Genomic DNA, 20,411 nt, shown 5'->3' with positions numbered 1-20,411 from the left:
GCGGTCAGCCCTCGGCGGTCGCCGCCAGAACGGCTTCGGAGCCGGCGGCGGCGTCCGCTCCGCCGCTGCGGTAGCCCGCCGGATCGATGACGGCCTGCTCGAAACCGATGGCGAGGAGGCGCCTTTCGAGATTCGGCCAAAGGGCTTCGAGGGTCGCCAATTCGTCGCGTCCCACCTCCACCCGCGCCGAGCGCCCGGCGTGGCGCACCCGCACCACCCGGAAACCCGCCTCGGCGAGGATCTCCTCCGCCGCCTCGACGCGCTTCAGCTTGCCGAGGGTGACCACCTGGCCATGGGGAATGCGCGACGACAGACAGGCGTTCGAGGGACGGTCCCAAACCGACAGGTCCAGCGCCTGGGCGAGCTGGCGAACGCCGTTCTTGGTCACCCCGTGATCGAGCAGCGGACTCCACACGCCGCGTTCCTCGATCGCCGCCAGGCCGGGCCGGTCAGGCCCCGGATCCGAAGCGTTGGTGCCGTCGGCGACCACCGGGAAGCCCTCCTCCCGGGCGAGGCGCACCATGGTGTCCATGCGCATCCCCTGGCAGACGTAACAGCGATACTTCGGGTTGGCAACGAACTCCGGCTCGTCCAGCTCGCTGTAGGTCACCACCCGGTGACGGATGCCGATCTCCCGAGCCACTCGGCGGGCGTTGTCCAGCTCGGCACCGGCCAGGGTTTCCGCCGCCGCCGTCACGGCCAGGGCTTCGCCCGGTGCCGCCCGCTCGGCGAGGGCCGCCACCACCGCCGAATCCACTCCACCGGAAAACGCCACCAGCACCGGACCGCGAGCGCCGAAGGCGGTCACCAGCAGGTCGGTAACTCTTGAAGCAGGAACAGTCATCGTTCTTCCGAAGGGACGCCTACGCGCCGCAGGCTCACCGGTACGAGAAAGAAAATCGAGTACACGCCCATCACCAGGAGTGGCACTAGCGGCGCCGCCGCCTGGGTTTCCTGCGGCGCCAGGGAGCGCAGCAGAATCAACACCCCCGGCGGGCAGGCCAGGTAGGCAGCGAGGAACCAGCGGCGGAGTTCCCGCGCCATGCCGCGCACCCGGCGGACGTAGATGTTACCGGCTACCCAGCCGGTCGCCACCGCCGTCGAGTAGAGCCCGTAGAGCGACAGATCGACGGTGCCGACCAGCGGAATCCATCCAAACAGATGGAGCAGCGCCACCAACCAAACGGCCAGCAGCAACAGAAAGACGGTCTGCTCGATGCGGGTCACGCCGAATCGGAATCCTCGTAGTTCTCCATCGGCGGACAGGAACACATCAGGTTGCGATCACCCCAGGCGTTGTCGACCCGCGCCACCGCTGGCCAGAACTTGTTGTCGCGCACCCAGGGCGCCGGAAACACCGCTTGCGCCCGATCGTAGGGATGACTCCAGTCGCTCCGCACGACCTCGTCGGCGGTGTGCGGGGCGTTCTTCAGCGGATTGTCCTCGCGGTCCATCTCGCCCTCCTCGACGGCGCGGATTTCCCGGCGGATGGAGAGCAACGCGTCGCACAGGCGGTCCAGCTCCGCCTTCGACTCACTCTCCGTCGGCTCGATCATCAGCGTGCCCGCCACCGGAAAGGACATGGTCGGGGCGTGGAAGCCGTAGTCCATCAGCCGCTTCGCCACGTCCTCCGCTTCGATGCCGGCGGCGCCCTTGAAGGGCCGCAGGTCGATGATGAATTCGTGGGCGCAGCGGCCGTTGCGGCCGGCGTAGAGCACCCTGTAGTGCCCCTCGAGGCGAGTTTTCATGTAGTTGGCGTTGAGGATCGCCACCTGGGTGGCGAGGGTCAGGCCGGCGGCGCCCATCAGGGCGATGTAGGCCCAGGAGATGGTGAGAATGCTGGCGCTGCCCCAGGGCGCTGCGGAGATCGGCCCGATGGCCTGATCGCCGCCGGTGGGAATCACCGGATGGCCGGGCAGGAAAGGCGCCAGGCGCTCGACCACGCCGATCGGCCCCATGCCCGGCCCGCCGCCGCCGTGGGGAATGCAGAAGGTCTTGTGCAGGTTGAGGTGGCAAACGTCCGCCCCGTAGTCGCCGGGGCGGCAGAGACCGACCTGGGCGTTCATGTTGGCGCCGTCCAGGTACACCAGGCCGCCGTTTTGGTGGACCACCTCGCACACCTGCCGGATGCCCTCTTCGAAGACCCCGTGGGTGGAGGGGTAGGTCACCATCACCGCCGCCAAAGAATCGGCGTGCTCTTCGGCCTTGGCGGCCAGGTCCTCGAGATCGATGTTGCCGTCGTCGTCGCAGGCCACCGCCACCACCCGCAATCCGGCCATCACCGCCGAGGCGGGGTTGGTGCCGTGGGCGGAGACCGGGATCAGGCAGACATCTCGGGCACCTTCACCGTTCGCGCGGTGGTAGGCGCGGATCACCTTCAAGCCGGCGTACTCGCCCTGGGCACCGGCATTCGGCTGCAGGGAGATGGCGGCGAAGCCGGTGATCTCCCGCAACCACTGCTCCAGCGTGCGGAAAAGTTCGGCATAGCCCGCCGCCTGCTCGCGCGGAGCGAACGGATGAATGCCGCCCCAACCCGGGTGCGACAGCGGCATCATCTCCGCCGTGGCGTTGAGCTTCATGGTGCAGGAGCCGAGCGGAATCATCGAGCGGGTGAGGGACAGGTCGCGCGATTCGAGGCGCCGCAAATAGCGCAACATCTCGTGCTCCGTGTGGTACGAGTGGAACACCGGATGCTCCATGTACGGCGTGCGGCGCAGCAGATCCTCCGGCAACACCTCGGCCGCGGCGGCCGCCAATTCCTCCGGTACCAGGTGCTCCGCCGAGGCGCTCCGCGCGGCGCCGAACACGGCGAACAGATCCGAAAGGTCGCGCGCCGTACAGGTCTCGTCGAAGGACATCCCCACCGCATTCTCGTCGAGCAGGCGCAGGTTGATGCCTTCCCGCCGCGCCCGAGCCACGAGGTCGCCGGCCTCGCCGGCGGCGCGGACCTTCAAGGTGTCGAAGAACGGCTCCGGCGCCACTTCGAAGCCCAGCTCTCGCAGCCCCGCCGCGGCCGCGCGGGTGAGATCGTGCACCCGCCGGGCGATCTTCCGCAACCCTTCCGGGCCGTGGTACACAGCGTACATGCCGGCCATGATCGCCAACAGCACCTGCGCCGTGCAGATGTTGCTGGTCGCCTTCTCGCGGCGGATATGTTGTTCGCGGGTCTGCATCGCCATGCGGTAGGCGACCCGGCCGGCGGCGTCCTTCGAGACCCCGATGATGCGCCCGGGGATGCGCCGCTCGAGCTTGTCCCGCACGGAAAGAAAAGCGGCGTGGGGTCCGCCGTAGCCCAACGGCACGCCGAAGCGCTGAGCGGAGCCGACGGCGATGTCCGCGCCCAGCTCGCCGGGCGAGCGCAGCAGCGTCAACGCCAGGAGATCCGCCGCCACCACCGCCAAGGCGCCGGTCGACTGGAGACGCGCAATGAGGGGCGCCAGGTCGCGCACCCGGCCGTCCGAAGCCGGATACTGGAACAGGCCACCGAAGAGATCCTCGTCCTCGAGACTCGTGGATTCCGGATCCTCCACCCGTAGAGTGATGCCCATGTCCTCGGCGCGGGTGGCGATCACCGCCAAGGTCTGCGGATGCACATCCGACGAGACGAAGAAGGTTCCCCGGCCGCGCGGCGCCGCCGAGCGGCACACCTGCATGGCCTCGGCGGCGGCGGTGCCTTCGTCAAGCAGCGAAGCGTTCGCCACCGGCAGGCCGGTGAGGTCCGCCACCATCGTCTGAAAGTTGACCAGCGCTTCGAGCCGTCCCTGGGAGATTTCCGACTGGTACGGTGTGTACTGGGTGTACCAACCGGGATTCTCCAGGATATTGCGCTGGATCACCGGCGGCACATGGGTGCCGTAGTACCCCATACCGAGAAAGGAGCGGAAGGGCTGGTTGCGTTCCGCCAGGGTGTCGAGATGGAGGAGCAGCTCGTGCTCGGCGAGGGGGCGGTCCACCGCCAATCCGGAAGAAGCTGGACCGGCGAGCGGCGGGAAGTCCAGCTCGCGGTCGAGGCGGATCGCGCCCGGAATGGTCTGGTCGACCAGCTCGTCGAGGGAAGCCGCCCCGACGGTTTCGAGCATCGCTGAGAGTTCTTCCTCGTTGGAACCGATGTGGCGACGCACAAAGGTGTCCCTCGGCGCCAGCAGATCGGTCGCCGATTTCGCTACCCTCGCCTCACCAACCGCCGACTGCTCCCCCACCGTCAGTGCTCTCCGTCCTGCAGGAAGGCGTCGTATTTCTCGGCATTCATCAACGAATCGAGCTCACCCTTCGAGGCCAGGCGGACCTTGACCAGCCAGCCCTTGGCGTGGGGATCGTCGTTCAGCACCTCCGGGTCATCGACGACCGCGTCGTTCACCGCGATCACTTCGCCGGACACCGGCGTATACAGCTCGGCGACCGCTTTGACGGACTCGATGGTGCCGATCTCATCGCCCGCCTTCATCTGCGACCCCACCGCCGGCAACTCCACGAAAACCACCTCGCCCAGCTCTTCCTGCGCATAGGCGGTGATCCCGAGCTTGGCCTCGTCTCCCTCGACTTTCAGCCATTCGTGCTCCGGGCTGTACAGGTACTCACTGGGATACATCACGATACTTCCTCCATGGGAACGTTGCGGCGGGGCGCTCCGGCCGGGCTCCCGGCATCCGGGTTTCCGGCGTCCGGGCTCCCGGCATCCGGGCTCCCGGCGTCCGGGCTCCCGGCGGCGCCATCGTCATTATCTCATCCGAAAGGCGAATCAAACGATCCTATTTGGGGCGCCGGTAGAAGGGGATCTCCGCCAGGCGACCGGCCACTGCGCGGCCGCGCACGTCGAGCACGATTTGCTTGCCTACCTCGGCTTCTCCGGCCTCCACGTAGGCCAGCCCGAGGGCCTTTTCGAAGGTCGGGCTCCAGGTGCCGCTGGTCACCTCGCCGACGGCACGCTCCCCCACCTTGACGCCGTGGCCTTCGCGCGCAATGCCCTTGCCTTCCACCTCGAAACCGACCAGCTTTCGATCGACCCCTTCGGCCTTCTGGGCGGCCAGCGCCGAACGGCCGAGGAAGTCGCCTTTGTCGAGTTTCACCACCCAACCGAGACCGGCTTCGTAGGGCGTAGTGTCCGCGTTCAGTTCGTGACCGTAGAGGGCCATGGCGGCCTCCAGGCGCAGAGTGTCGCGCGCCCCGAGGCCCGCCGGCTGCAGGCCGTGTTCCGCACCGTCCGCCAGCAGGCGATCCCAAATCGGCGTTGCGTCGTCCGGCGCGACGTAGAGTTCGAAGCCGTCCTCCCCGGTGTACCCGGTGCGGGAGATCAGCGCCGGTCGGTCCGCTACGGCGCCCTCGGCGAAACCGTAGTACCGCAGTGCCGCCACGTCGAAGGAGGCGAGGGGCGCCAGGATGTCCACCGACCGCGGTCCCTGAAGCGCCAGCAAGGCATAGGCATCGGACCGGTCCTCGACCTCCACCCCGTCGAAACGGGCCGCCTGCTCGGCAATGTGGGCAAAGTCGCTCGTGCGGTTGGCGGCGTTGACCACCAGCAGATAGTTCTCGGCACCGCGCCGGTAGACCAAAAGATCGTCGAGATAGGTGCCGCGCTCGGTCAGCAAACCGCTGTAGTGAGCGCGGCCGTCGGTGAGCTTCGAGACGTCGTTCGGCGTGAGCCACTGAAGAAAGGACTCGGCTCCCGGACCTATCACCGACACCTCGCCCATGTGCGACACATCGAACAGGCCCGCCGCCGTGCGCACGGCGCGGTGCTCGTCGATCACCCCTTGGTACTGCACCGGCATCTCCCAGCCGGCGAAAGGCACGATCTTGCCGCCGGCCGCGCGGTGGGCTTCGAAGAGAGGTGTTCGGCGGAGCGTTTCTTGCGGTTCCCCTGCGGACATAGCCGTGGTCCTCCTGAACAGAATCTCAAACGCGAAAAAGGCTCTCCCCGTGAAGAGGAGAGCCCGCGCAAACTACCACAGCGGACACCGCTGGCAGCAGTCGATTAACGGCCGTGTAGACCGCCACGGCGGTGGTCGGCGCGGCGGCCCCGCCCCTCGCCGCGCGCCTCTTTCATATCCTCGAGGCGATCGATCTGCTCGGCCGTCAATTGCTCCTTCACCCGCTCATGGATGTCGGCGCGCAGATCCTTCGCCTGGCCGCGCACCGCATGGAGGGCAATCGCCACCTGTCCCACTTCATCGGCGCTGGCGCCGGAGTCGAGCAAAGTCTTCAGTTCCTCGCGCAGGCCGCGCATTTCGCTGCGGATCGGTTCGCCTTCGCCGCGGGCGTCTTCGAAGATCTGGCGGATGGCGGTCCGCTGTTCTTCCGTCAGGTCCAGGTAGCGAGCCGCCCGGCGCAGGAAGCGGTGGCCCCGCACTCCGGCTTCGCCGGCCTCGCCGCGCATCGCGCCGTAGTGAAAGGCATGCTCGTCATCCGACTCCGGAGCTGGACCGTTGGCGAACGCCACCGGCGCCAACAGGAGCACCGCCAGCAAGGTCGGGATCAAGGTTTTCGTCAGGTTCTTCAGAGTCATGAGAATTGTCCTCCGGGTGTAGGTTCAACGTCGGTTGTGAAGCCGGTGGCGCTGCGGTCGCTCTTTCAGCTCTCGCGGCGCCGGCGGCGCCACCGCTTCCGCTCGCTGGAAGAAACTCTTGAAGCGACGTTTCCTTGCGGAGGTTGGCGAAAAATCTTTCGCGGCGGCCCACCCCGTGGCCCTTTTCGCCGCGCCTAACCGCTTCCGTCACAGGGATTTAACAGTTCGTTCACACGGACTTTTCCACCGCTCCCTGTGGAAAAGTCCAGACCGTTGTGCCGGATTTCCGCCCCGCCTTCCAGAGAATAAACTAAACCCAATATTTACAACACTTATGTGAGTTGCACAAATTTCTGGGCAACTTGCTCGGACCACCTCCACCAACACTTTTCCACTCCTTTTCCACCACTTTTTCCACAGACTTATCCACAGCTTCTGTGGAATCCCGTGCTAGGGTCATCACATGCCCGAGGCAAGAATCCTGGTCGTCGAAGACGACGCGGACATCGCCGAGGTTTTGCGCTACAACCTCGAGAAGGAAGGCTTCCAGGTAGAGGTCGTGCCGCGCGGCGACGATGCCCTGGAAGCGGCCCGCAAATCGACGCCGGATCTTTTGCTGATCGACCTCATGCTGCCCGGCATCGATGGCCTCGATTTGACCCGAATCCTCAAACGCAGCGCCGAAACGGAGCGCATTCCGGTGGTGATGTTGACCGCCAAGGCGGAAGAGATTGACCGGATCGTGGGTCTCGAACTGGGCGCCGACGACTACATCCCCAAGCCCTTCAGTCCCCGCGAGGTGGTGCTGCGGGTGAAGGCGGTTCTGCGCCGGGGCGCGCCGGAACCGGAAGAGCCGGAGAACCTCTCCCTCGGCGAGATCGTACTCGACATCCCCGCTCACCGACTGACCGTAGCCGGCGAAGAGGTGCCTTTGACGGCGACGGAGTTCCGGCTGCTGCGCCTGCTGATGGAGCGGCGCGGCCGGGTGCAATCCCGCAGCCGTCTGCTGTCCGACGTGTGGGGCTACGCGGAGAGCATCGACAGCCGCACCGTCGATACCCACATTCGCCGCCTGCGGCGCAAGCTCGGCTCCGAGGCGGACCGCATTGAAACCATCATCGGCGTGGGCTACCGCCTCCGCCCGTAGCATCTTCTCCGACTCGCCCCCCCTGATCTTGCAGGCTGGCACATAATCCCTGGAACGCCACCCCCAAGGGGTGGTTCCGAAACTCTGCCGATGGCTCTCTCGCACAAACTCCGCCTCGCACCTCTGTGGCCGGCCTTGGCTGCCGGACTGGTGGCCGTCCTGCTCATGTGGATGTTGCTCCCGAAGCTGGTGGCCGAAACCAGTGCGAACCGCATGCTCACCTTCGTTCGAACCCTGGCGCCGGAGGTCGAGAAGCGTTTTCCAGCGGGCGAGGTGGCCCTACAGCGGTGGATCCAGGGTCTGATCTCCGAGAGCGAGCTCCGAATCACCGTTGTGCAAGCGGATGGACGCGTCCTCGCCGACAGCTCCCGGGCCATCGAGGAAGTCTCGATGATGGACAACCACGCCGGAAGACCAGAGGTGGTCGCCGCCTGGCGCGACGGGTGGGGTTGGTCGGTGCGCAAGAGCGATACCACCGGCCGAAGCTACATCTACGTAGCCCTCGCCGTTTCGGCGGCGGGCGATCGTCCGGCATACGCCCTGCGGGTCGCCGAACCGAGCGTCCGCCTAGAAGGAATGCGCCCCCGGCTCTTGAGCATTCTCGCCCTGGCTACGACGGCGGCTTTGCTGGTGATAGCCGTCTTGTCATGGTGGCTCAGCCGACACCTGTTCCGCCCCCTCGAACGCCTGATCGCCGGTGCCGAAGAGCTGGCCCGCGGCCACTACGACCATCGCCTGGAGCCTCCCCCCGGCCATGACCTAGGCCGCCTGGCCCACTCCTTGAACCGGTTGGCTGAGAGGGTCAAAGAGCAGATCGCCGCAGTGGCTGCCGAGCGGGATCACCTGCGGGCCATTCTCTCCAGCACCTCCGAAGGGGTGATGGTGGTGGACGGCGACGGCCACATCGTCCTCACCAATCCGGCCTTCCAGGAGATCTTCGGCACCTCGGACGAGGTCATTGGGCGGGCTCCGCTGGAAGTCGTCCGGGTACCGGCAGTGGCCGAAACCTTGGACGAAGCCTTGGCGGAAGGGAAATCGCGCATTCGGCAGGTCGAGCTGCCGCCGCCGAGATCGCGCACCGTCACCCTGGCGGCGGACCTCCTCGACACCGAGGCTGGCGGCCTGGTGCTGGCCGCCCGAGACACCACCGAGGCGGCCCGCCTGACCCTCATGAGGCGCGACTTCGTCGCCAACGTCTCGCACGAAATCAAGACGCCGCTGGCCGCCATTCGGGGCTATGCGGAGACCCTGCGCGACGGCGCCCTCGAGGAGCCGGCCACCGCCGCCCACTTCCTCGATCGGGTTCTCGACCAGTGCCACCGCCTGCAGGCGTTGCTCGACGATTTGCTGGTGCTGTCGCGACTGGAGAGCGTCGAGGTACCCTTCGAGATGAAGCCGGTGCTCCTCGCCAGCCTGGTCGATCGCGCCGTGGAGGTGGTCTCCGGCCTCGCCGAGGATCGCGACATCGCCCTCGCGGTGCACACCTTCGGTTCGGAGCACGACAGCGCGCTGTTCGACGGCGACGCCGCCAGCCTGGAGCGGGTGCTGGTCAATCTGCTCGGCAACGCCATCAAGTACAACCAGCCCGGCGGCCGGGTGACCCTGCGCTACCGGGCGACGGAAGCGGAAATCCACATCGAGATCGAGGACACCGGCATCGGCATTCCCGACCCCGTCCTGCCGCGAATCTTCGAACGCTTTTATCGGGTCGACAAAGGGCGCAGCCGCGACGAGGGCGGCACCGGCCTCGGCCTGGCGATCGTCAAACACGTCGTGCAGGGTCACAAGGGGCGCCTCGACGTCGTCAGCCAGGTCGGCGTGGGAACGACCTTTCGAGTCACCCTGCCGCGATTCTCCTCCGACCCCTCCTCCGGCATCGCGGCCCCCTGATATCCTTTTACGCCTTCCGGCGGTGACTTCACAGGCGTGTCACACGACCGTCGCGCCAGCGTGGGCAGACCTCCCATAGGGTCCACCTGTCCAACGAGGCCGGCCGGCTCGAGGGCCGCGGTACACAACCCAATCCAACCACGCCGGTTCTCTCACTTCGCAACGGGCTTTCGAGCATCGAGAACACGCGAGCGGTGGGTAGAGAAGGACCGAAGAGCGTGCAAAATCCAATCACAAACCTCCAGCAAGTGATGGTTCATCTCAATCGTTTCGGAACCTCAACGAGGGCACAAGGAGAGAGACCGATGAAGGCGCTGATTCTGCGTTCCTCAGGCTGTGCGACGGCGGCCCTGGTGGGCCTTTTGTTCGTCGCGCCGGCCGCCCAGGCCGACGACTGGGTCGCCCAGTGGTCGAACGGCCACAAGATCGAAAACCCGGACAAGGGTCACAAGCTCAAGTTCGGCGGCCGGATCATGGCGGACTACACCTTCGCCGACGCCGACGATGAGATCGACAGCGTCGAGGACGGCTTCGAGTTCCGCCGCGCCCGGCTGTTCTTCTCCGGCACCATCTACGACCGGGTTGAATTCAAAGCGCAGTACGACTTCGTCGGCGGCGCGGAATTCAAGGACGTTTGGATCGCCCTGAAGCAGGACTGGGGCAAAGTGACCTTCGGCCACTTCAAGGAGCCTTTCAGCCTGGAGGAGACGACCAGTTCCAACTACCTCGCCTTCCTGGAGCGCTCACTGCCCATCGAAGCCTTCTCGCCGAGCCGCAACTCCGGCGTGGGCGTCTCCGGCAAGAGCGGCGACAGGGTCAACTGGGGCGTCGGCGTCTTCTACGACGCGGACGACTTCGGCGAATCCACCGGCGAAGACAACATCAACTTCACCGGCCGCGTCGGTTTCCGTCCGATCTTCGAAGACAAGGGCGCCCGCCTGCTCCACCTCGGCGCCTACGGCACCGTCAAGGACACGGAATCCACTCTGCGCTTCCGGTCCCGCCCGGAGGCTCACCTGTCCAGCCGCTTCGTCAACACCGGCAACTTCGCCGCCGACGGCGCCACCATCCTCGGTGGCGAGGTCGCGGGCGTCTTCGGTCCGTTCTGGTTCGCCGGTGAGTACGTGACGGCGGATACCGACGCGCCTTCCGTGGGCGATCCGACCTTCGGCGGTTTGTACGCCCAGGCCGGCTACTACCTGACCGGCGAGCACCGGCGCTTCAAGACCAGCTCCGGTAGCTTCGACCGCCAAAAGCCGAACAACCACTTCGGCAGCCAGAGCGGTTCCGGCGCCTGGGAGATCGTGGCCCGCATCTCGTCCCTCGACCTGAACGACGGCGCCATCTCCGGTGGCGAGCTCGACGACTACACCCTGGGCCTGAACTGGTACCTCAACCCGGCGACCCGCATGATGCTCAACTACGTGCATGCGGATCTCGACAACGTCGGCGAGGCAGACTTCGTTCTCCTCCGCTGGCAGGTCGACTTCTAGCTAGCAGACTGCTGAATCCGCTTCGCGGGTCCTTTCAGCAGGCCTGCTAGCCTGGTTTCAGGGGGGCTAGGCGCCCCCCTCGCCCTAGCGGGCTCACCCCCGTCCTCAGCGGCTCCGCCGCTGCCTCGCCCGTTGGGCTCGGTGCGCTGGCATCTGCCCCAGGACGTAAGAATAGAAGTCTGGCGGTTCAACCCCGCCGGCCTTTGTCGTGCTCACGGCTTTGCGCTTGCTACCAACTTTCGATCGCGGGAAACTTCGCCCATGAACCATCGATTCTGCTCCTCCGCCCTCCTGTGGATCGCAGCACTTCTGATGCTGATCACCCCGGCCGCCGCCCAGAGTTCTTCAGCGGATTCCTCGCCGGACGGGTTCTACAAAGAAGTCGCCTTGCTGCTCGAAGGGGACATCTCCGAAGGCGTGATCTTGCAGTGGGTTGCCGCCCAGACCGAGTTGCCCACCCTGAGCGCCCGGCAGATCTTGCTATTGAAGGACGCCGGCGCCAGTGACCGCCTTCTGACGGCGCTTCTCGGCGGCGAAGTCGAAGCGGCCGCCACCTCGGCGGCCGAACCTTCCGGCGAGGGAGTGGAGACACCTCCGGCGAAAGAGGACGACGAGAGCCAAAAAACCGCCGCTCCCGCGAAACCGACCGTCGCCAACGACCCTGCTGATGCAGTGATTCCTCGGCCCTCCGCGCCACCGCAAGGGGCCGAGGAAGAAACCGTGCCGGTCTCCTTCCGCCTTTCATCGCAATTCGAATCGAAATCCGATGGCGCGCCGGAGGCCTTCTACGTCTACCTGAACGGCAAACCGCTGTCCTACGTCCCCACCAGCAAGCTACTCGCCCGTCGCGATCCGGTGACCTTCGAGCAAGCACTCCCCGTCGGCCGCTATGTGGTGCGGGTTGCCCTCGAGCAGCACCAAGAGCAGGACGACGGCGGCTATCTGCATCGCGCCCGCTTCGCACCGGAAGCGCTGGTGTTCGATCTCATCGCCGGGCGGCCGGCCAGCGTCGAAGTACGCTACCGCGTAGGGCTCGTCGAATGGGGTGCCCCCTTGTCTTGGAGCTTCCAGCAGGGCACCATAAGGGTGGACCGCGAGCAGGCGGGAGGTGATTCGGATCGTTGGCCATCGCTGTGCAGCGAAGCGGACGCCTCCGAACGGACTGGTTGCATCACCTGGCCCTCGCTGTGGGAAATGTGCGATCCGCGGCAAGAGCCCACAACGCGCAAAGACGTGCTCCGGGCGCTAGCGCTCTTCGATTATCGGCCCGTACCCATCGATAGCTAGGGGCGATCGGCCGCCGAGCGGACTGCTGCACCGCCCGATCGTCGCATCGCTGTCACGGTCGCGTTGCAAGGTTGCAGGCAGCCTTCGGTAGGGTTCTCGGCGCATCCACGGGGTGTGCCCACCGGTTCTACCGAAAGCTACCGCTCCGTCGTTGCAGCAGGAGCAGCGGATCGGCATCATTTTCGGAGCTCCTCCGGGCTCTCCGGATTTCTTCGATAACGCTTTCGAGGTCGCGCGCACTCCATCGCCGCGCGCCTTTTCTTGAAGGGCAAGGACACCATGGAACGGCACCTGGACCAGCAACTCGAACACATTCGGCACACCCTGCTGCGCATGGGAGGGCTGGTCGAACAGATGATCGACAAGGCCATCCGCGCCCTGGTCGAGCGCGACGAAGCGCTCATCGCCGAGGTCATCCACCAGGACGAAGAGGTGGATCAGATCGAAATGGACATTGACGAAGCTTGCCTCGCGACCATGGCGCGCAACCAGCCGGCGGCGGTGGATCTGCGTTTTCTGGTCGCCACCTTGAAGATGACCAACGACCTCGAACGCATCGGGGATTCGGCGGTCAACATTGTCGAGTCTGCCCGCAAGCTCAACGAAGAGCCGCCCTTGAAGCCCTATATCGACATTCCGCGCATGTCGGAGATGGCCCAGGGCATGGTGCGCGAGAGCCTCGACGCCTTCTGCCATCGCAACACCGAACTGGCCGCCAAGGTGTGCCAAGAGGACGACGGCATCGACAGCATCTACCGGCAGCTCTTCCGCGAACTGCTGACCTTCATGATCGAGGAACCGAAAACCGTCAGCCGGGCTCTCCACCTGCTGCTGATCGCCCGGAATCTCGAACGCATCGCCGATCATGCGACCAACATTGCCGAAGAGGTCATTTACTACGTTGAAGGCCGCGATGTCCGCCACTCCGAAGCGAAGGCCTTCGCATAAGTCCAGACCCGACCGCTGAGCACTTCTTGTCGGGCCGATTTTCCCTGGGAGCTAGAGTCCATGCAGCAGCCGATCCGAGAGTCCTCGTCCCCCAATAAGAGGACGCCAGATCCGATGTCCCAAGACCGCTTCAATTCGGACACCGTAGGTCCGGACCCGGCGATGATCGACCGCTCGCCCTCGCCGGCGGCCCAGGAAGAGGACGACGCGATCCGGCCGGACATCGAGAATCCAATCTTCCAGATCCGGGACCTCTCGCTCTACTACGGCACGAAACAGGCTTTGCGGGACATCTCTCTCGACATCCCGGAAAAGCAGATCACCGCCTTCATCGGTCCCTCCGGCTGCGGCAAGTCCACCCTACTGCGCTGCCTAAACCGGCTCAACGACCTGGTGGACATCGCCCGCATCGAAGGTGAGGTCTTGTTCGAAGGCGAGAACCTCTATGCCGAGGACATCGACGTCTACCTGCTGCGCAAGCGCATCGGCATGGTGTTCCAGAAGTCCAACCCGTTCCCCAAGTCCATCTGGGAGAATGTCGCCTACGGCTGCAAGCTGCAGGGCATCACCAAGAAGAATGACCTCGACAACATCGTCGAAAAGAGCCTGCGCGGCGCCGCCCTGTGGGACGAGGTCAAGGACCGCCTGGACGACTCGGCCCTCGGCCTCTCCGGCGGCCAACAGCAGCGCCTCTGCATCGCCCGCGCGATCGCCGTCGAGCCGGAGGTCATCCTGCTCGACGAGCCCTGCTCCGCCCTCGACCCCATCGCCACCGCCAAGGTCGAGGAACTGATGCAAGAGTTGAAGGACGAGTACACCCAGGTGATCGTCACCCACAACATGCAACAAGCCTCCCGCGTGTCCGACTACACGGCCTTCCTCTACCTCGGCGACCTGATCGAGTACGGCGAGACAGACAAGCTCTTCGTCAAGCCGATCAAGAAGCAGACCGAGGATTACATCACCGGCCGGTTCGGCTAGCTACGAGGGCCGATGCACCCGCGTAGGCATTGTCGCCCGGCCCCACATCTCCTCGACGTACGGTTTTGCCGCCATGTCCGGCCTCATCGCCCTGCTCTACGTCCACGCCTGGAGGCGCCGTGAATCCCTCCGCCTGAACGCCCTCGAACGCTTCGACCCCCGCACCGATATCCGCGTCTGGGCCATCCTCGCCGGTTACGGTGTCCTGTCCGCCCTGGTCGCCCCGCCGACGACTCCGGGAGTCCCCGGCTGGGTGTTCATGCTGCTGCCAGTGGTGATCCCGATCCACCGAGTGTGGACGGATCGGCGGCGGAAGGTGGTGGCTACCCTGGAGCCGGCATAGACGTCGGTAGCCCGGTACAGCGCTCTACGCTTCAAACAGCGGAATCCCCAAAGAGCCAGCAGCCTCGGCCATCCTGTGATCGAAGGTCAACAGCGAGACGGTTTGGTGCTGGTCGACAAGGTAGAGGACGGATGCCAAGTGGATCGAATCTAGAGTTCGAACGGGCACAGGAAACGGCTGGAGTACCCTCGCCAGAACCGTCGACGCAAGTTCTATGAATGCAATCTGGCCTAGCAGTCGGCGAGCGTCTTCCTGGTGGCTTTCGGCCAGCCTTCGAGCATGGAGCCGGTTCCAGACTTCGTATTCCAGAAGGCGGCTGGACACCAGTGCCTCTTCCCAAATGCCCTCAGGAGGAGCAAGGGTTTCACTGAGTAGATGAGCTAGTACGACGGACGTGTCAAGGTAGATCAACGATCCGCCCGATCCTCGTCGAGTTCTGCGGCGATTTCTTCCCAGGGCGCGATAGGCCTGCGGGGCGGAACCGAGTGCGATTTCAAGGCTGGCGGTGTGATCAATCCCTGTCGAATCGCCTCCGCAAGAAATGCATCTGCCTTGCGTGGACTGCGCTCTGCGCGAGGCGGCCCAATCTCGGCAACCACACGATCCCGGTCCGTCACCAGGACCGTCTCGCCGCTCTCCGCCAAGCGAACGAACTTGCTGAGCTGATTCTTTAGCGCCTTGAGGCCGACCGCATGCATGACCACAAGGTAGCCTCTAGAGGCTACCTAGTCAATCCCCAGCGACCGACGATCGTAGATCCTCAAGGCGCGCCTACACCGCGGCCGACCGCCACGCATGTTCCACCTGCGGCAGGACCGCGGTCTGGAGATCGACCTGTTGATCGAAGCGGGCAACCGCTTGATCGTCGCCGAAGCCAAGTCCGCCGCCACCTTCTCCGGTCACTTCCTCGATGGTCCGCGCCGGCTCACCGAAGAGCTGGCGCAGGCGCAGCCGCACCTCGAAACGGACCCCCGGATTCTCTACGGCGGATCGCGCTCGATGAGGCGCTCCGGGGGACTGGCGGTGCCGTGGATCCAGATTCAGCAGATGGACTGGTAGCGACCCGTCACTCCCCCGTCACCATCTCCTCGTAAACCTTGCGCACGTTGCCCGGGAAGAACATGGTGAACTCGAACTCGGCATATTTCTCCGGCAGCTCGATGCCCTCCACCGCCGCAGCCGCTCCCGCGTTGTCTTTCGCGAAGGGCTCGACCGCCGAACGCAGCCACTTCAGGTAGCCGATGAAGTGACGGATGCCGTCGGCGTCGGTGACGGCGCCGTGGCCCGGGACGACCGTGGCGGGCTCCAGTTCGAGCACCTTCTCGAGGGTTGCGATCCACTCTTTGCTGAAGCCATCATTCAGGTTGGGCAGGGTGCGGTGGAAGAGCAGGTCGCCGAGGAAGACGATCTTTTCTTCCGGCAAGAACAGGATTGCATCGCCCCGGGTGTGACCGCGTCCGAGGAAGTGGATTTCCACCGGGCGCCCGCGGTGCAGCACCACGCTTTTCTCGAAGGTGAGGGTGGCGAGCGGCGGCACGGCGTCGCTCGCGATACGCGCCAGCAGCTCTTCTGAATAGCGCACGGCGGTGAGCATGCGCTCCCGCTGGGCCGGATCTTCGATCGACTCGAGCATCTTGTGCTGCTGCTCGATCTGCGCCGGCAGTTCCTCGGGGGTGGTTTCGAGGTCGTTCTCCAAGAGCTCGCGGTTGGCGTGATGGCTGATGATCTCCACCTCGCCGCCAGCATAGGCGCGGCCGGCATAGGCCCAGGCGCCCCCGGAGTGGTCGCCGTGGTGGTGACTCAGCACCGCGTAGCGGATCGGCAGGTCGGTGTGTCCCTTGAGCAGCGCCCGCGCCGCCTCGACGTGGGCCGGCGTCCAGTGGGAATCAAACACCAGCACGCCATCGTCGAGCACCACCGCGCCGGAGTTGCTGATCGCCCGCCACGCGGCTTGCGCCTCCTCCGTAGGCAGGAAGGCGAACACCCCGTCCGTCAGCTTTTCGATGGTGAGGAGGGGCTCCTCTTCCGCCAGAATCGGCAGCGAAAGGAAGGCGAGCACGAGGACGGCGGTCAGGATCTTTCTCATGGACTTCGTCTCCGGAACGGTTCGCGAGGGGACAACGTTCGACAGTGAGTCGTTGTGACGCCCAGTCTACTCGCCGGCCTCGATCGGCCGCGACTCCGACATCCCTCCGACATCCCCCTACCCGTCGGAGAGAATGCGAAGAAAAATCGAAGGCTTCTCAAAGGTTTTTCCTGCACCCCGCAGACATTTTACGGAGACTTCGCCCGCCCCGCGATGCCCGACGCGGCTCGATTGCGGTGACCAACGGCGCCGCCCTGGAGGGGAATCTCGGTCCGACGATCACGCCGGCGGCAAGTCATCGCTTCCTCGATCTGGCGACCGACGGACCGACGGACCGCCACTGATCGTAAGGCTTGCAGTCCTCCTCCGGGGCGTCTTCCGGCGCCCCACCCTTTTTTCTGCCCAACCGGCGATGCGCGCCGCGAGACTCGTGAAGCCCTTTTCGCGGGCCTGGTCTTCCAAGGCTGCAAGGCGCTGGCGAGCCTCTTGATCTTCGGATCCACGGAGGTCCAACTCCGCCAGGGCGGCTTCGGCTTGGATCCGCAGCAGCCAGTTGCCGCCTTCGGTGGCAAATTGCTGCACGCCGGCCAGCAGATTGCGCGCATCTTCCGGTCGCCCGTCGGCGCTGGCGATGCGCGCCGCCAGCAGCCGCCGTTCAAGGGGATCGAAACCGCGGCCCTCCAGAGAGCCGCTCCGCGCCAGAGCGGCGGCCGCTTCTTCGACCCGCCCCTGAGCCACTAGAGCCGAAGCCAGTGCGTCGTAAGCCAGGTCGGTGGGTAGGTCGTGCTCCCGGGCGAAGTCCAGGGCTCGGCGAACGGCCTCTTCAGCCTCCACGAATTCACCCGCTGCGAGCTGCAACTGGTACCGAAAACGCAGCCCTTCGGCCCGGTAGCCGGCGTCGCCGAGCTGCGCGAGCACGTCGTCGACCTCCGCCAAGATTTGCCGTGCTTCTTGCCAACGGCCGCGCTCGATCTGGAACGTTAGCCGGCCGATGAGGGCCTGCGCCAGGAGCCGGTGATTGCCGACCCGACGAGCAAAGCTCTCGGTGCCCTGCACCGCCGCCTCGGCCTCGGACAGATTTCCCTCGTACCGCGCCACCAGCGCCAGCGCATGCTGCACTGTCGCCAGAGCGTAGTCGTTCTCCAGATGGCGAAAACTGATCGCCGCCTGGCGAAACCTCTCCGCCGCGTCGGCAATACGCCCTCGGGACTGGATCACCGTCGCCACGTTGTAGAGGGTGATGGCTTCCATCTCCCGGTTGCCGCTGCGGCGATAGAGGACGTGCGCTTCGCTGTACGCGGCGATCGCCTCCTCCGGGCGGCCGAGTTGATTGTGGGCAATGCCGATGGCGTTGAGATGCTGGGCCTGCTCGAAGAGATCGTTCGTCCGGCGAGCGAATTCCAGGCATTCCTCCAGCACCTCGAAGGCTTGGTCGCTGTGCCCCTGCGCGAGCCACACCTGGGCGAGGTGCCGGGTCGCCACGGACACCCCAAGTTGATCTCCGAGGTCCTCGAAGGAAGCGATGCTCTCCTCCAGCTGTTCAGCGGCCTCGTCAAGCCGGCCCTCGTGGTATCGCCAGTTGCCGCGGCTCGCCTGCGCCCAGGCCAGGCTTCGGCGGTCTCCCAAGCGACGGAACGACTCCATGGCGAGATCCATCTGCTCGGCTGCCTCGGCCGGCTGATCCATCGCATAAAGACTCTGAGCCACGATCAGAGTCGCACGAGCGGTCAGCCTAGAAGGTTCGGGACCAACGGACCGGGCGAGGGCGCGACGGGCTGCCTCGGCTGCCCGTTGGTGCTCTCCCATCAGCCGCGCCGTCGAAGCTTCTTCGTAGTCCACGCGAGGATCCACGGCATGCGGTTCGGCTCGGCCGCGCACCTCCGCCAGCGCTTCGAGGGCCGCCGGAAAGTCCCGCGCTCCGCGCAAGGCGCCGACCAGGTCCAGGCCAAACTCCAGATTACCGGGGTAGGCATCCCAGAGTTCTCGGTAGAGCGCCGCCGCTTCGATCCATCGAGAGGCCATGCCCTGGGCGCGCGCCTCGACCCACAGGCGCTGATGCCGGGGTAGCGCCTCAGCCGAGGAGCGAGCCCCGTCCGCCGCCGCCACGGCATCCTCCTGGCGGCCGAGGCTCCGCCAGCTATCCGCCAATGCGAGCTGCATGAAGGGTTGATTCGGTGCCTTGGCGAGGGCATCGCCTAGGGTGTCTCGCGCCTCCTTGGGTCGGTAGCTCCCGAGCAGAGCCATGGCCTCCACATAGAGCCGCACGGCTCCCGGATCGGAGGCGGGGGTGGGAACCGATCCGTCCTCGGCGAGGGCCGCTCCCTCGCCGGCCAAGACTTGGGCGAGGCTGCGACGCGCCGCACGGCCGGCTTCGCCGACCAGGATTGCAAGGTCCTTCCGCGCACCGGCTTGGGTGGGCACCGCAAACATTCGTTCGGTGTTCGCGTTCACCAATTTCAGGTCCAGGCGCACGGTACCGTCGCGGTCCTCCAGCAAGAACGCTCCGCGCAGGATCCAGTCCGCTCCCAGGCCGCGAGCCTCGGTGCCGCCATAGCCTTCCCACTCGCGCAAGTACAAAAGCTCCCGCGGCACAAGATGAATGCGCGGCGAGAACGCCAACTCGGTCGCCAGCATCTCCGCCAGTCCTTCGGACAACCAGTCGTGCTCCGGTACCTCGGCCAGATTACGAAACGCCGGTACCACTAAGGTGGGGAGGGCCACGGGTACCTCGGATTCGGACGCCGCCGAGGCGCTTCCCGAGGAAGCCGACGGCAAAACGGTGGCGATCCAGCGGGCACCTACAATCGCTAGCACCACCGCGGCCACCAGCATCGCGACCCCTCGCCGACGAGAGGGATCGGATGGGACCCGGCGTTTCGGTCCGACGACAGGAGAAGACTTGTCCGCCGCCGGGAGCTCCGACTCATCGACCGAGGGCGCCGGACCGACCTCCGCGATCAGCCGATAGCCGCGCTTCGGCACCGTCTCGATGTACAAAGGCCTGCGAACTCGATCTCCAAGGCCCTTCCGAATGAGTGAAACACACCTCGACAACGCGCTCTCTTCCACGGCGATCTCGCCCCACACCGCATCCAGCAATTCCTCCCGGGTTACCACCTGACCCTCTCGAGCCACCAGAACCTTGAGGAGCTCCATCTCCTGCGGACGCAGTCGCCGCACGGTCTTTCCCCGGCGCAGGGTGCCGCCGGTCGGATCGACGGTCCAGTCGCCGAGACAAAACGGAGTCGAATCTCTAGGAAGTCTGGTCATACCCAATTACTCCTCGGAGTTTCTATGCCTCGAGAGCATAGTCCAGGTTCCCCTGCAATTTCACTGCCTCGGCCGAAGGCAGAATCCAGTACGACCCAAGAATCAAGATCCTCCCTTGACCACCCGAGCTGCGAAGCTTTACGTTGGATCTCAGGAGGAACGGAAAATGTGCCGCAACATTCGCCCCTTGTTCAACTTCGAGCCGCCGGCCACGGACGACGAGATTCGGGCCGCCTCCCTGCAATTCGTGCGCAAGGTCAGCGGCTTCACCCGGCCTTCGCGGACCAATGCCGAGCCCTTCGAGCAAGCCATTGACCAGATCGCCGACGTCACTCGGCAGCTTGTCGATTCGCTGGTCACGAGGGCCGAACCGCGGGACCGGGAGGTGGAAGCGGAAAAGGCTCGCGCTCGGGCCGCCAAACGCTTCGGCACCAACGGCTGAGCCCGTTTCGCCTTCCCGCCAA

General features: G+C 65.5%; 18 protein-coding genes. 9 read left to right on the top strand and 9 right to left on the bottom strand.

From position 1 onward, the window contains the following. Positions 1 to 4: 4 nt before the first annotated feature. The 6 genes from larE to AAF481_15285 form a co-directional block, all read right to left on the bottom strand. Entirely contained in the window at positions 5 to 844 is an 840-nt protein-coding gene (larE, locus tag AAF481_15310; GenBank protein MEM7482543.1) for an ATP-dependent sacrificial sulfur transferase LarE, read from the bottom strand. Next, entirely contained in the window at positions 841 to 1,227 is a 387-nt protein-coding gene (locus AAF481_15305) for a hypothetical protein (protein MEM7482542.1), read from the bottom strand. Before AAF481_15305 ends, larE begins: the two co-directional genes overlap by 4 nt. Beyond that, positions 1,224 to 4,199 (bottom strand): aminomethyl-transferring glycine dehydrogenase, encoded by a 2,976-nt coding sequence (gene gcvP, locus AAF481_15300; GenBank protein ID MEM7482541.1) that lies wholly within the window; start codon positions 4,197 to 4,199, stop codon positions 1,224 to 1,226. Before gcvP ends, AAF481_15305 begins: the two co-directional genes overlap by 4 nt. A 2-nt stretch (positions 4,200 to 4,201) precedes the next feature. Beyond that, positions 4,202 to 4,588, bottom strand: a complete 387-nt coding sequence (gcvH, locus tag AAF481_15295; protein MEM7482540.1) for a glycine cleavage system protein GcvH — start codon at positions 4,586 to 4,588, stop codon at positions 4,202 to 4,204. Between the two features lie 160 nt (positions 4,589 to 4,748). Continuing rightward, the gene (gene gcvT / locus AAF481_15290) at positions 4,749 to 5,867 is read right to left on the bottom strand and encodes a glycine cleavage system aminomethyltransferase GcvT (GenBank protein MEM7482539.1); all 1,119 of its coding nucleotides are present in this window, start codon (positions 5,865 to 5,867) and stop codon (positions 4,749 to 4,751) included. 104 nt (positions 5,868 to 5,971) lie between these two features. Next, the gene (locus AAF481_15285) at positions 5,972 to 6,502 is read right to left on the bottom strand and encodes a Spy/CpxP family protein refolding chaperone (GenBank protein MEM7482538.1); all 531 of its coding nucleotides are present in this window, start codon (positions 6,500 to 6,502) and stop codon (positions 5,972 to 5,974) included. Positions 6,503 to 6,965: 463 nt separating this feature from the next. Here AAF481_15285 and AAF481_15280 point away from each other — a divergent pair, with 463 nt between their 5' ends. The 7 genes from AAF481_15280 (at position 6,966) to AAF481_15250 (ending at position 14,591) form a co-directional block, all read left to right on the top strand. Beyond that, on the top strand, positions 6,966 to 7,649 hold the full coding sequence (locus tag AAF481_15280) for a response regulator transcription factor (GenBank protein MEM7482537.1): 684 nt from the start codon (positions 6,966 to 6,968) through the stop codon (positions 7,647 to 7,649). Positions 7,650 to 7,739: 90 nt separating this feature from the next. After that, positions 7,740 to 9,539, top strand: coding sequence for an ATP-binding protein (locus AAF481_15275; protein MEM7482536.1), 1,800 nt, complete (start codon positions 7,740 to 7,742; stop codon positions 9,537 to 9,539). Between the two features lie 305 nt (positions 9,540 to 9,844). Further along, positions 9,845 to 11,032, top strand: a complete 1,188-nt coding sequence (locus tag AAF481_15270; GenBank protein ID MEM7482535.1) for a porin — start codon at positions 9,845 to 9,847, stop codon at positions 11,030 to 11,032. 261 nt (positions 11,033 to 11,293) lie between these two features. Next, on the top strand, positions 11,294 to 12,319 hold the full coding sequence (locus tag AAF481_15265; protein MEM7482534.1) for a hypothetical protein: 1,026 nt from the start codon (positions 11,294 to 11,296) through the stop codon (positions 12,317 to 12,319). 279 nt (positions 12,320 to 12,598) lie between these two features. After that, positions 12,599 to 13,267, top strand: a complete 669-nt coding sequence (phoU, locus tag AAF481_15260) for a phosphate signaling complex protein PhoU (GenBank protein ID MEM7482533.1) — start codon at positions 12,599 to 12,601, stop codon at positions 13,265 to 13,267. A gap of 114 nt (positions 13,268 to 13,381) precedes the next feature. After that, the gene (gene pstB, locus AAF481_15255; GenBank protein ID MEM7482532.1) at positions 13,382 to 14,248 is read left to right on the top strand and encodes a phosphate ABC transporter ATP-binding protein PstB; all 867 of its coding nucleotides are present in this window, start codon (positions 13,382 to 13,384) and stop codon (positions 14,246 to 14,248) included. A gap of 73 nt (positions 14,249 to 14,321) precedes the next feature. Beyond that, a complete protein-coding gene (locus AAF481_15250) occupies positions 14,322 to 14,591 on the top strand; it encodes a hypothetical protein (protein MEM7482531.1) in 270 nt (89 codons plus the stop codon). A 24-nt stretch (positions 14,592 to 14,615) separates the two neighbouring features. Here AAF481_15250 and AAF481_15245 read toward each other — a convergent pair whose 3' ends face one another. After that, positions 14,616 to 15,002, bottom strand: coding sequence for a PIN domain-containing protein (locus tag AAF481_15245; GenBank protein ID MEM7482530.1), 387 nt, complete (start codon positions 15,000 to 15,002; stop codon positions 14,616 to 14,618). A gap of 384 nt (positions 15,003 to 15,386) precedes the next feature. On the opposite strand from AAF481_15245, the gene AAF481_15240 reads away from it, so the two are divergent. Next, positions 15,387 to 15,650, top strand: coding sequence for a hypothetical protein (locus AAF481_15240; protein MEM7482529.1), 264 nt, complete (start codon positions 15,387 to 15,389; stop codon positions 15,648 to 15,650). 7 nt (positions 15,651 to 15,657) lie between these two features. Here the strand turns inward: AAF481_15240 and AAF481_15235 are convergent, their stop codons facing one another. Together AAF481_15235 and AAF481_15230 are read right to left on the bottom strand one after the other, a co-directional pair. Then, entirely contained in the window at positions 15,658 to 16,677 is a 1,020-nt protein-coding gene (locus AAF481_15235) for an MBL fold metallo-hydrolase (protein ID MEM7482528.1), read from the bottom strand. Positions 16,678 to 16,956: 279 nt separating this feature from the next. Next, the gene (locus AAF481_15230; GenBank protein ID MEM7482527.1) at positions 16,957 to 19,947 is read right to left on the bottom strand and encodes a tetratricopeptide repeat protein; all 2,991 of its coding nucleotides are present in this window, start codon (positions 19,945 to 19,947) and stop codon (positions 16,957 to 16,959) included. Positions 19,948 to 20,113: 166 nt separating this feature from the next. Here AAF481_15230 and AAF481_15225 point away from each other — a divergent pair, with 166 nt between their 5' ends. After that, entirely contained in the window at positions 20,114 to 20,389 is a 276-nt protein-coding gene (locus AAF481_15225) for a DUF2277 domain-containing protein (protein MEM7482526.1), read from the top strand. Positions 20,390 to 20,411 lie beyond the last annotated feature (22 nt).

The organism is Acidobacteriota bacterium (assembly GCA_039030395.1).
Lineage (GTDB): Bacteria > Acidobacteriota > Thermoanaerobaculia > Multivoradales > JBCCEF01 > JBCCEF01.
This window is presented reverse-complemented; position numbering and strand designations above follow the sequence as displayed.

Excerpts from the sequence above, each read along its gene's own strand:
- AAF481_15265 (MEM7482534.1), top strand. The coding sequence starts at position 11,294 with ATGAACCATCGATTCTGCTCCTCCGCCCTCCTGTGGATCGCAGCACTT.
- AAF481_15230 (MEM7482527.1), bottom strand. The coding sequence starts at position 19,947 with ATGACCAGACTTCCTAGAGATTCGACTCCGTTTTGTCTCGGCGACTGG.
- AAF481_15285 (MEM7482538.1), bottom strand. The coding sequence starts at position 6,502 with ATGACTCTGAAGAACCTGACGAAAACCTTGATCCCGACCTTGCTGGCG.
- AAF481_15270 (MEM7482535.1), top strand. The coding sequence starts at position 9,845 with ATGAAGGCGCTGATTCTGCGTTCCTCAGGCTGTGCGACGGCGGCCCTG.
- AAF481_15225 (MEM7482526.1), top strand. The coding sequence starts at position 20,114 with ATGTGCCGCAACATTCGCCCCTTGTTCAACTTCGAGCCGCCGGCCACG.
- AAF481_15280 (MEM7482537.1), top strand. The coding sequence starts at position 6,966 with ATGCCCGAGGCAAGAATCCTGGTCGTCGAAGACGACGCGGACATCGCC.
- gcvT (MEM7482539.1), bottom strand. The coding sequence starts at position 5,867 with ATGTCCGCAGGGGAACCGCAAGAAACGCTCCGCCGAACACCTCTCTTC.
- phoU (MEM7482533.1), top strand. The coding sequence starts at position 12,599 with ATGGAACGGCACCTGGACCAGCAACTCGAACACATTCGGCACACCCTG.
- larE (MEM7482543.1), bottom strand. The coding sequence starts at position 844 with ATGACTGTTCCTGCTTCAAGAGTTACCGACCTGCTGGTGACCGCCTTC.
- AAF481_15250 (MEM7482531.1), top strand. The coding sequence starts at position 14,322 with ATGTCCGGCCTCATCGCCCTGCTCTACGTCCACGCCTGGAGGCGCCGT.
- AAF481_15275 (MEM7482536.1), top strand. The coding sequence starts at position 7,740 with ATGGCTCTCTCGCACAAACTCCGCCTCGCACCTCTGTGGCCGGCCTTG.
- AAF481_15235 (MEM7482528.1), bottom strand. The coding sequence starts at position 16,677 with ATGAGAAAGATCCTGACCGCCGTCCTCGTGCTCGCCTTCCTTTCGCTG.
- pstB (MEM7482532.1), top strand. The coding sequence starts at position 13,382 with ATGTCCCAAGACCGCTTCAATTCGGACACCGTAGGTCCGGACCCGGCG.
- gcvH (MEM7482540.1), bottom strand. The coding sequence starts at position 4,588 with ATGTATCCCAGTGAGTACCTGTACAGCCCGGAGCACGAATGGCTGAAA.
- AAF481_15240 (MEM7482529.1), top strand. The coding sequence starts at position 15,387 with ATGTTCCACCTGCGGCAGGACCGCGGTCTGGAGATCGACCTGTTGATC.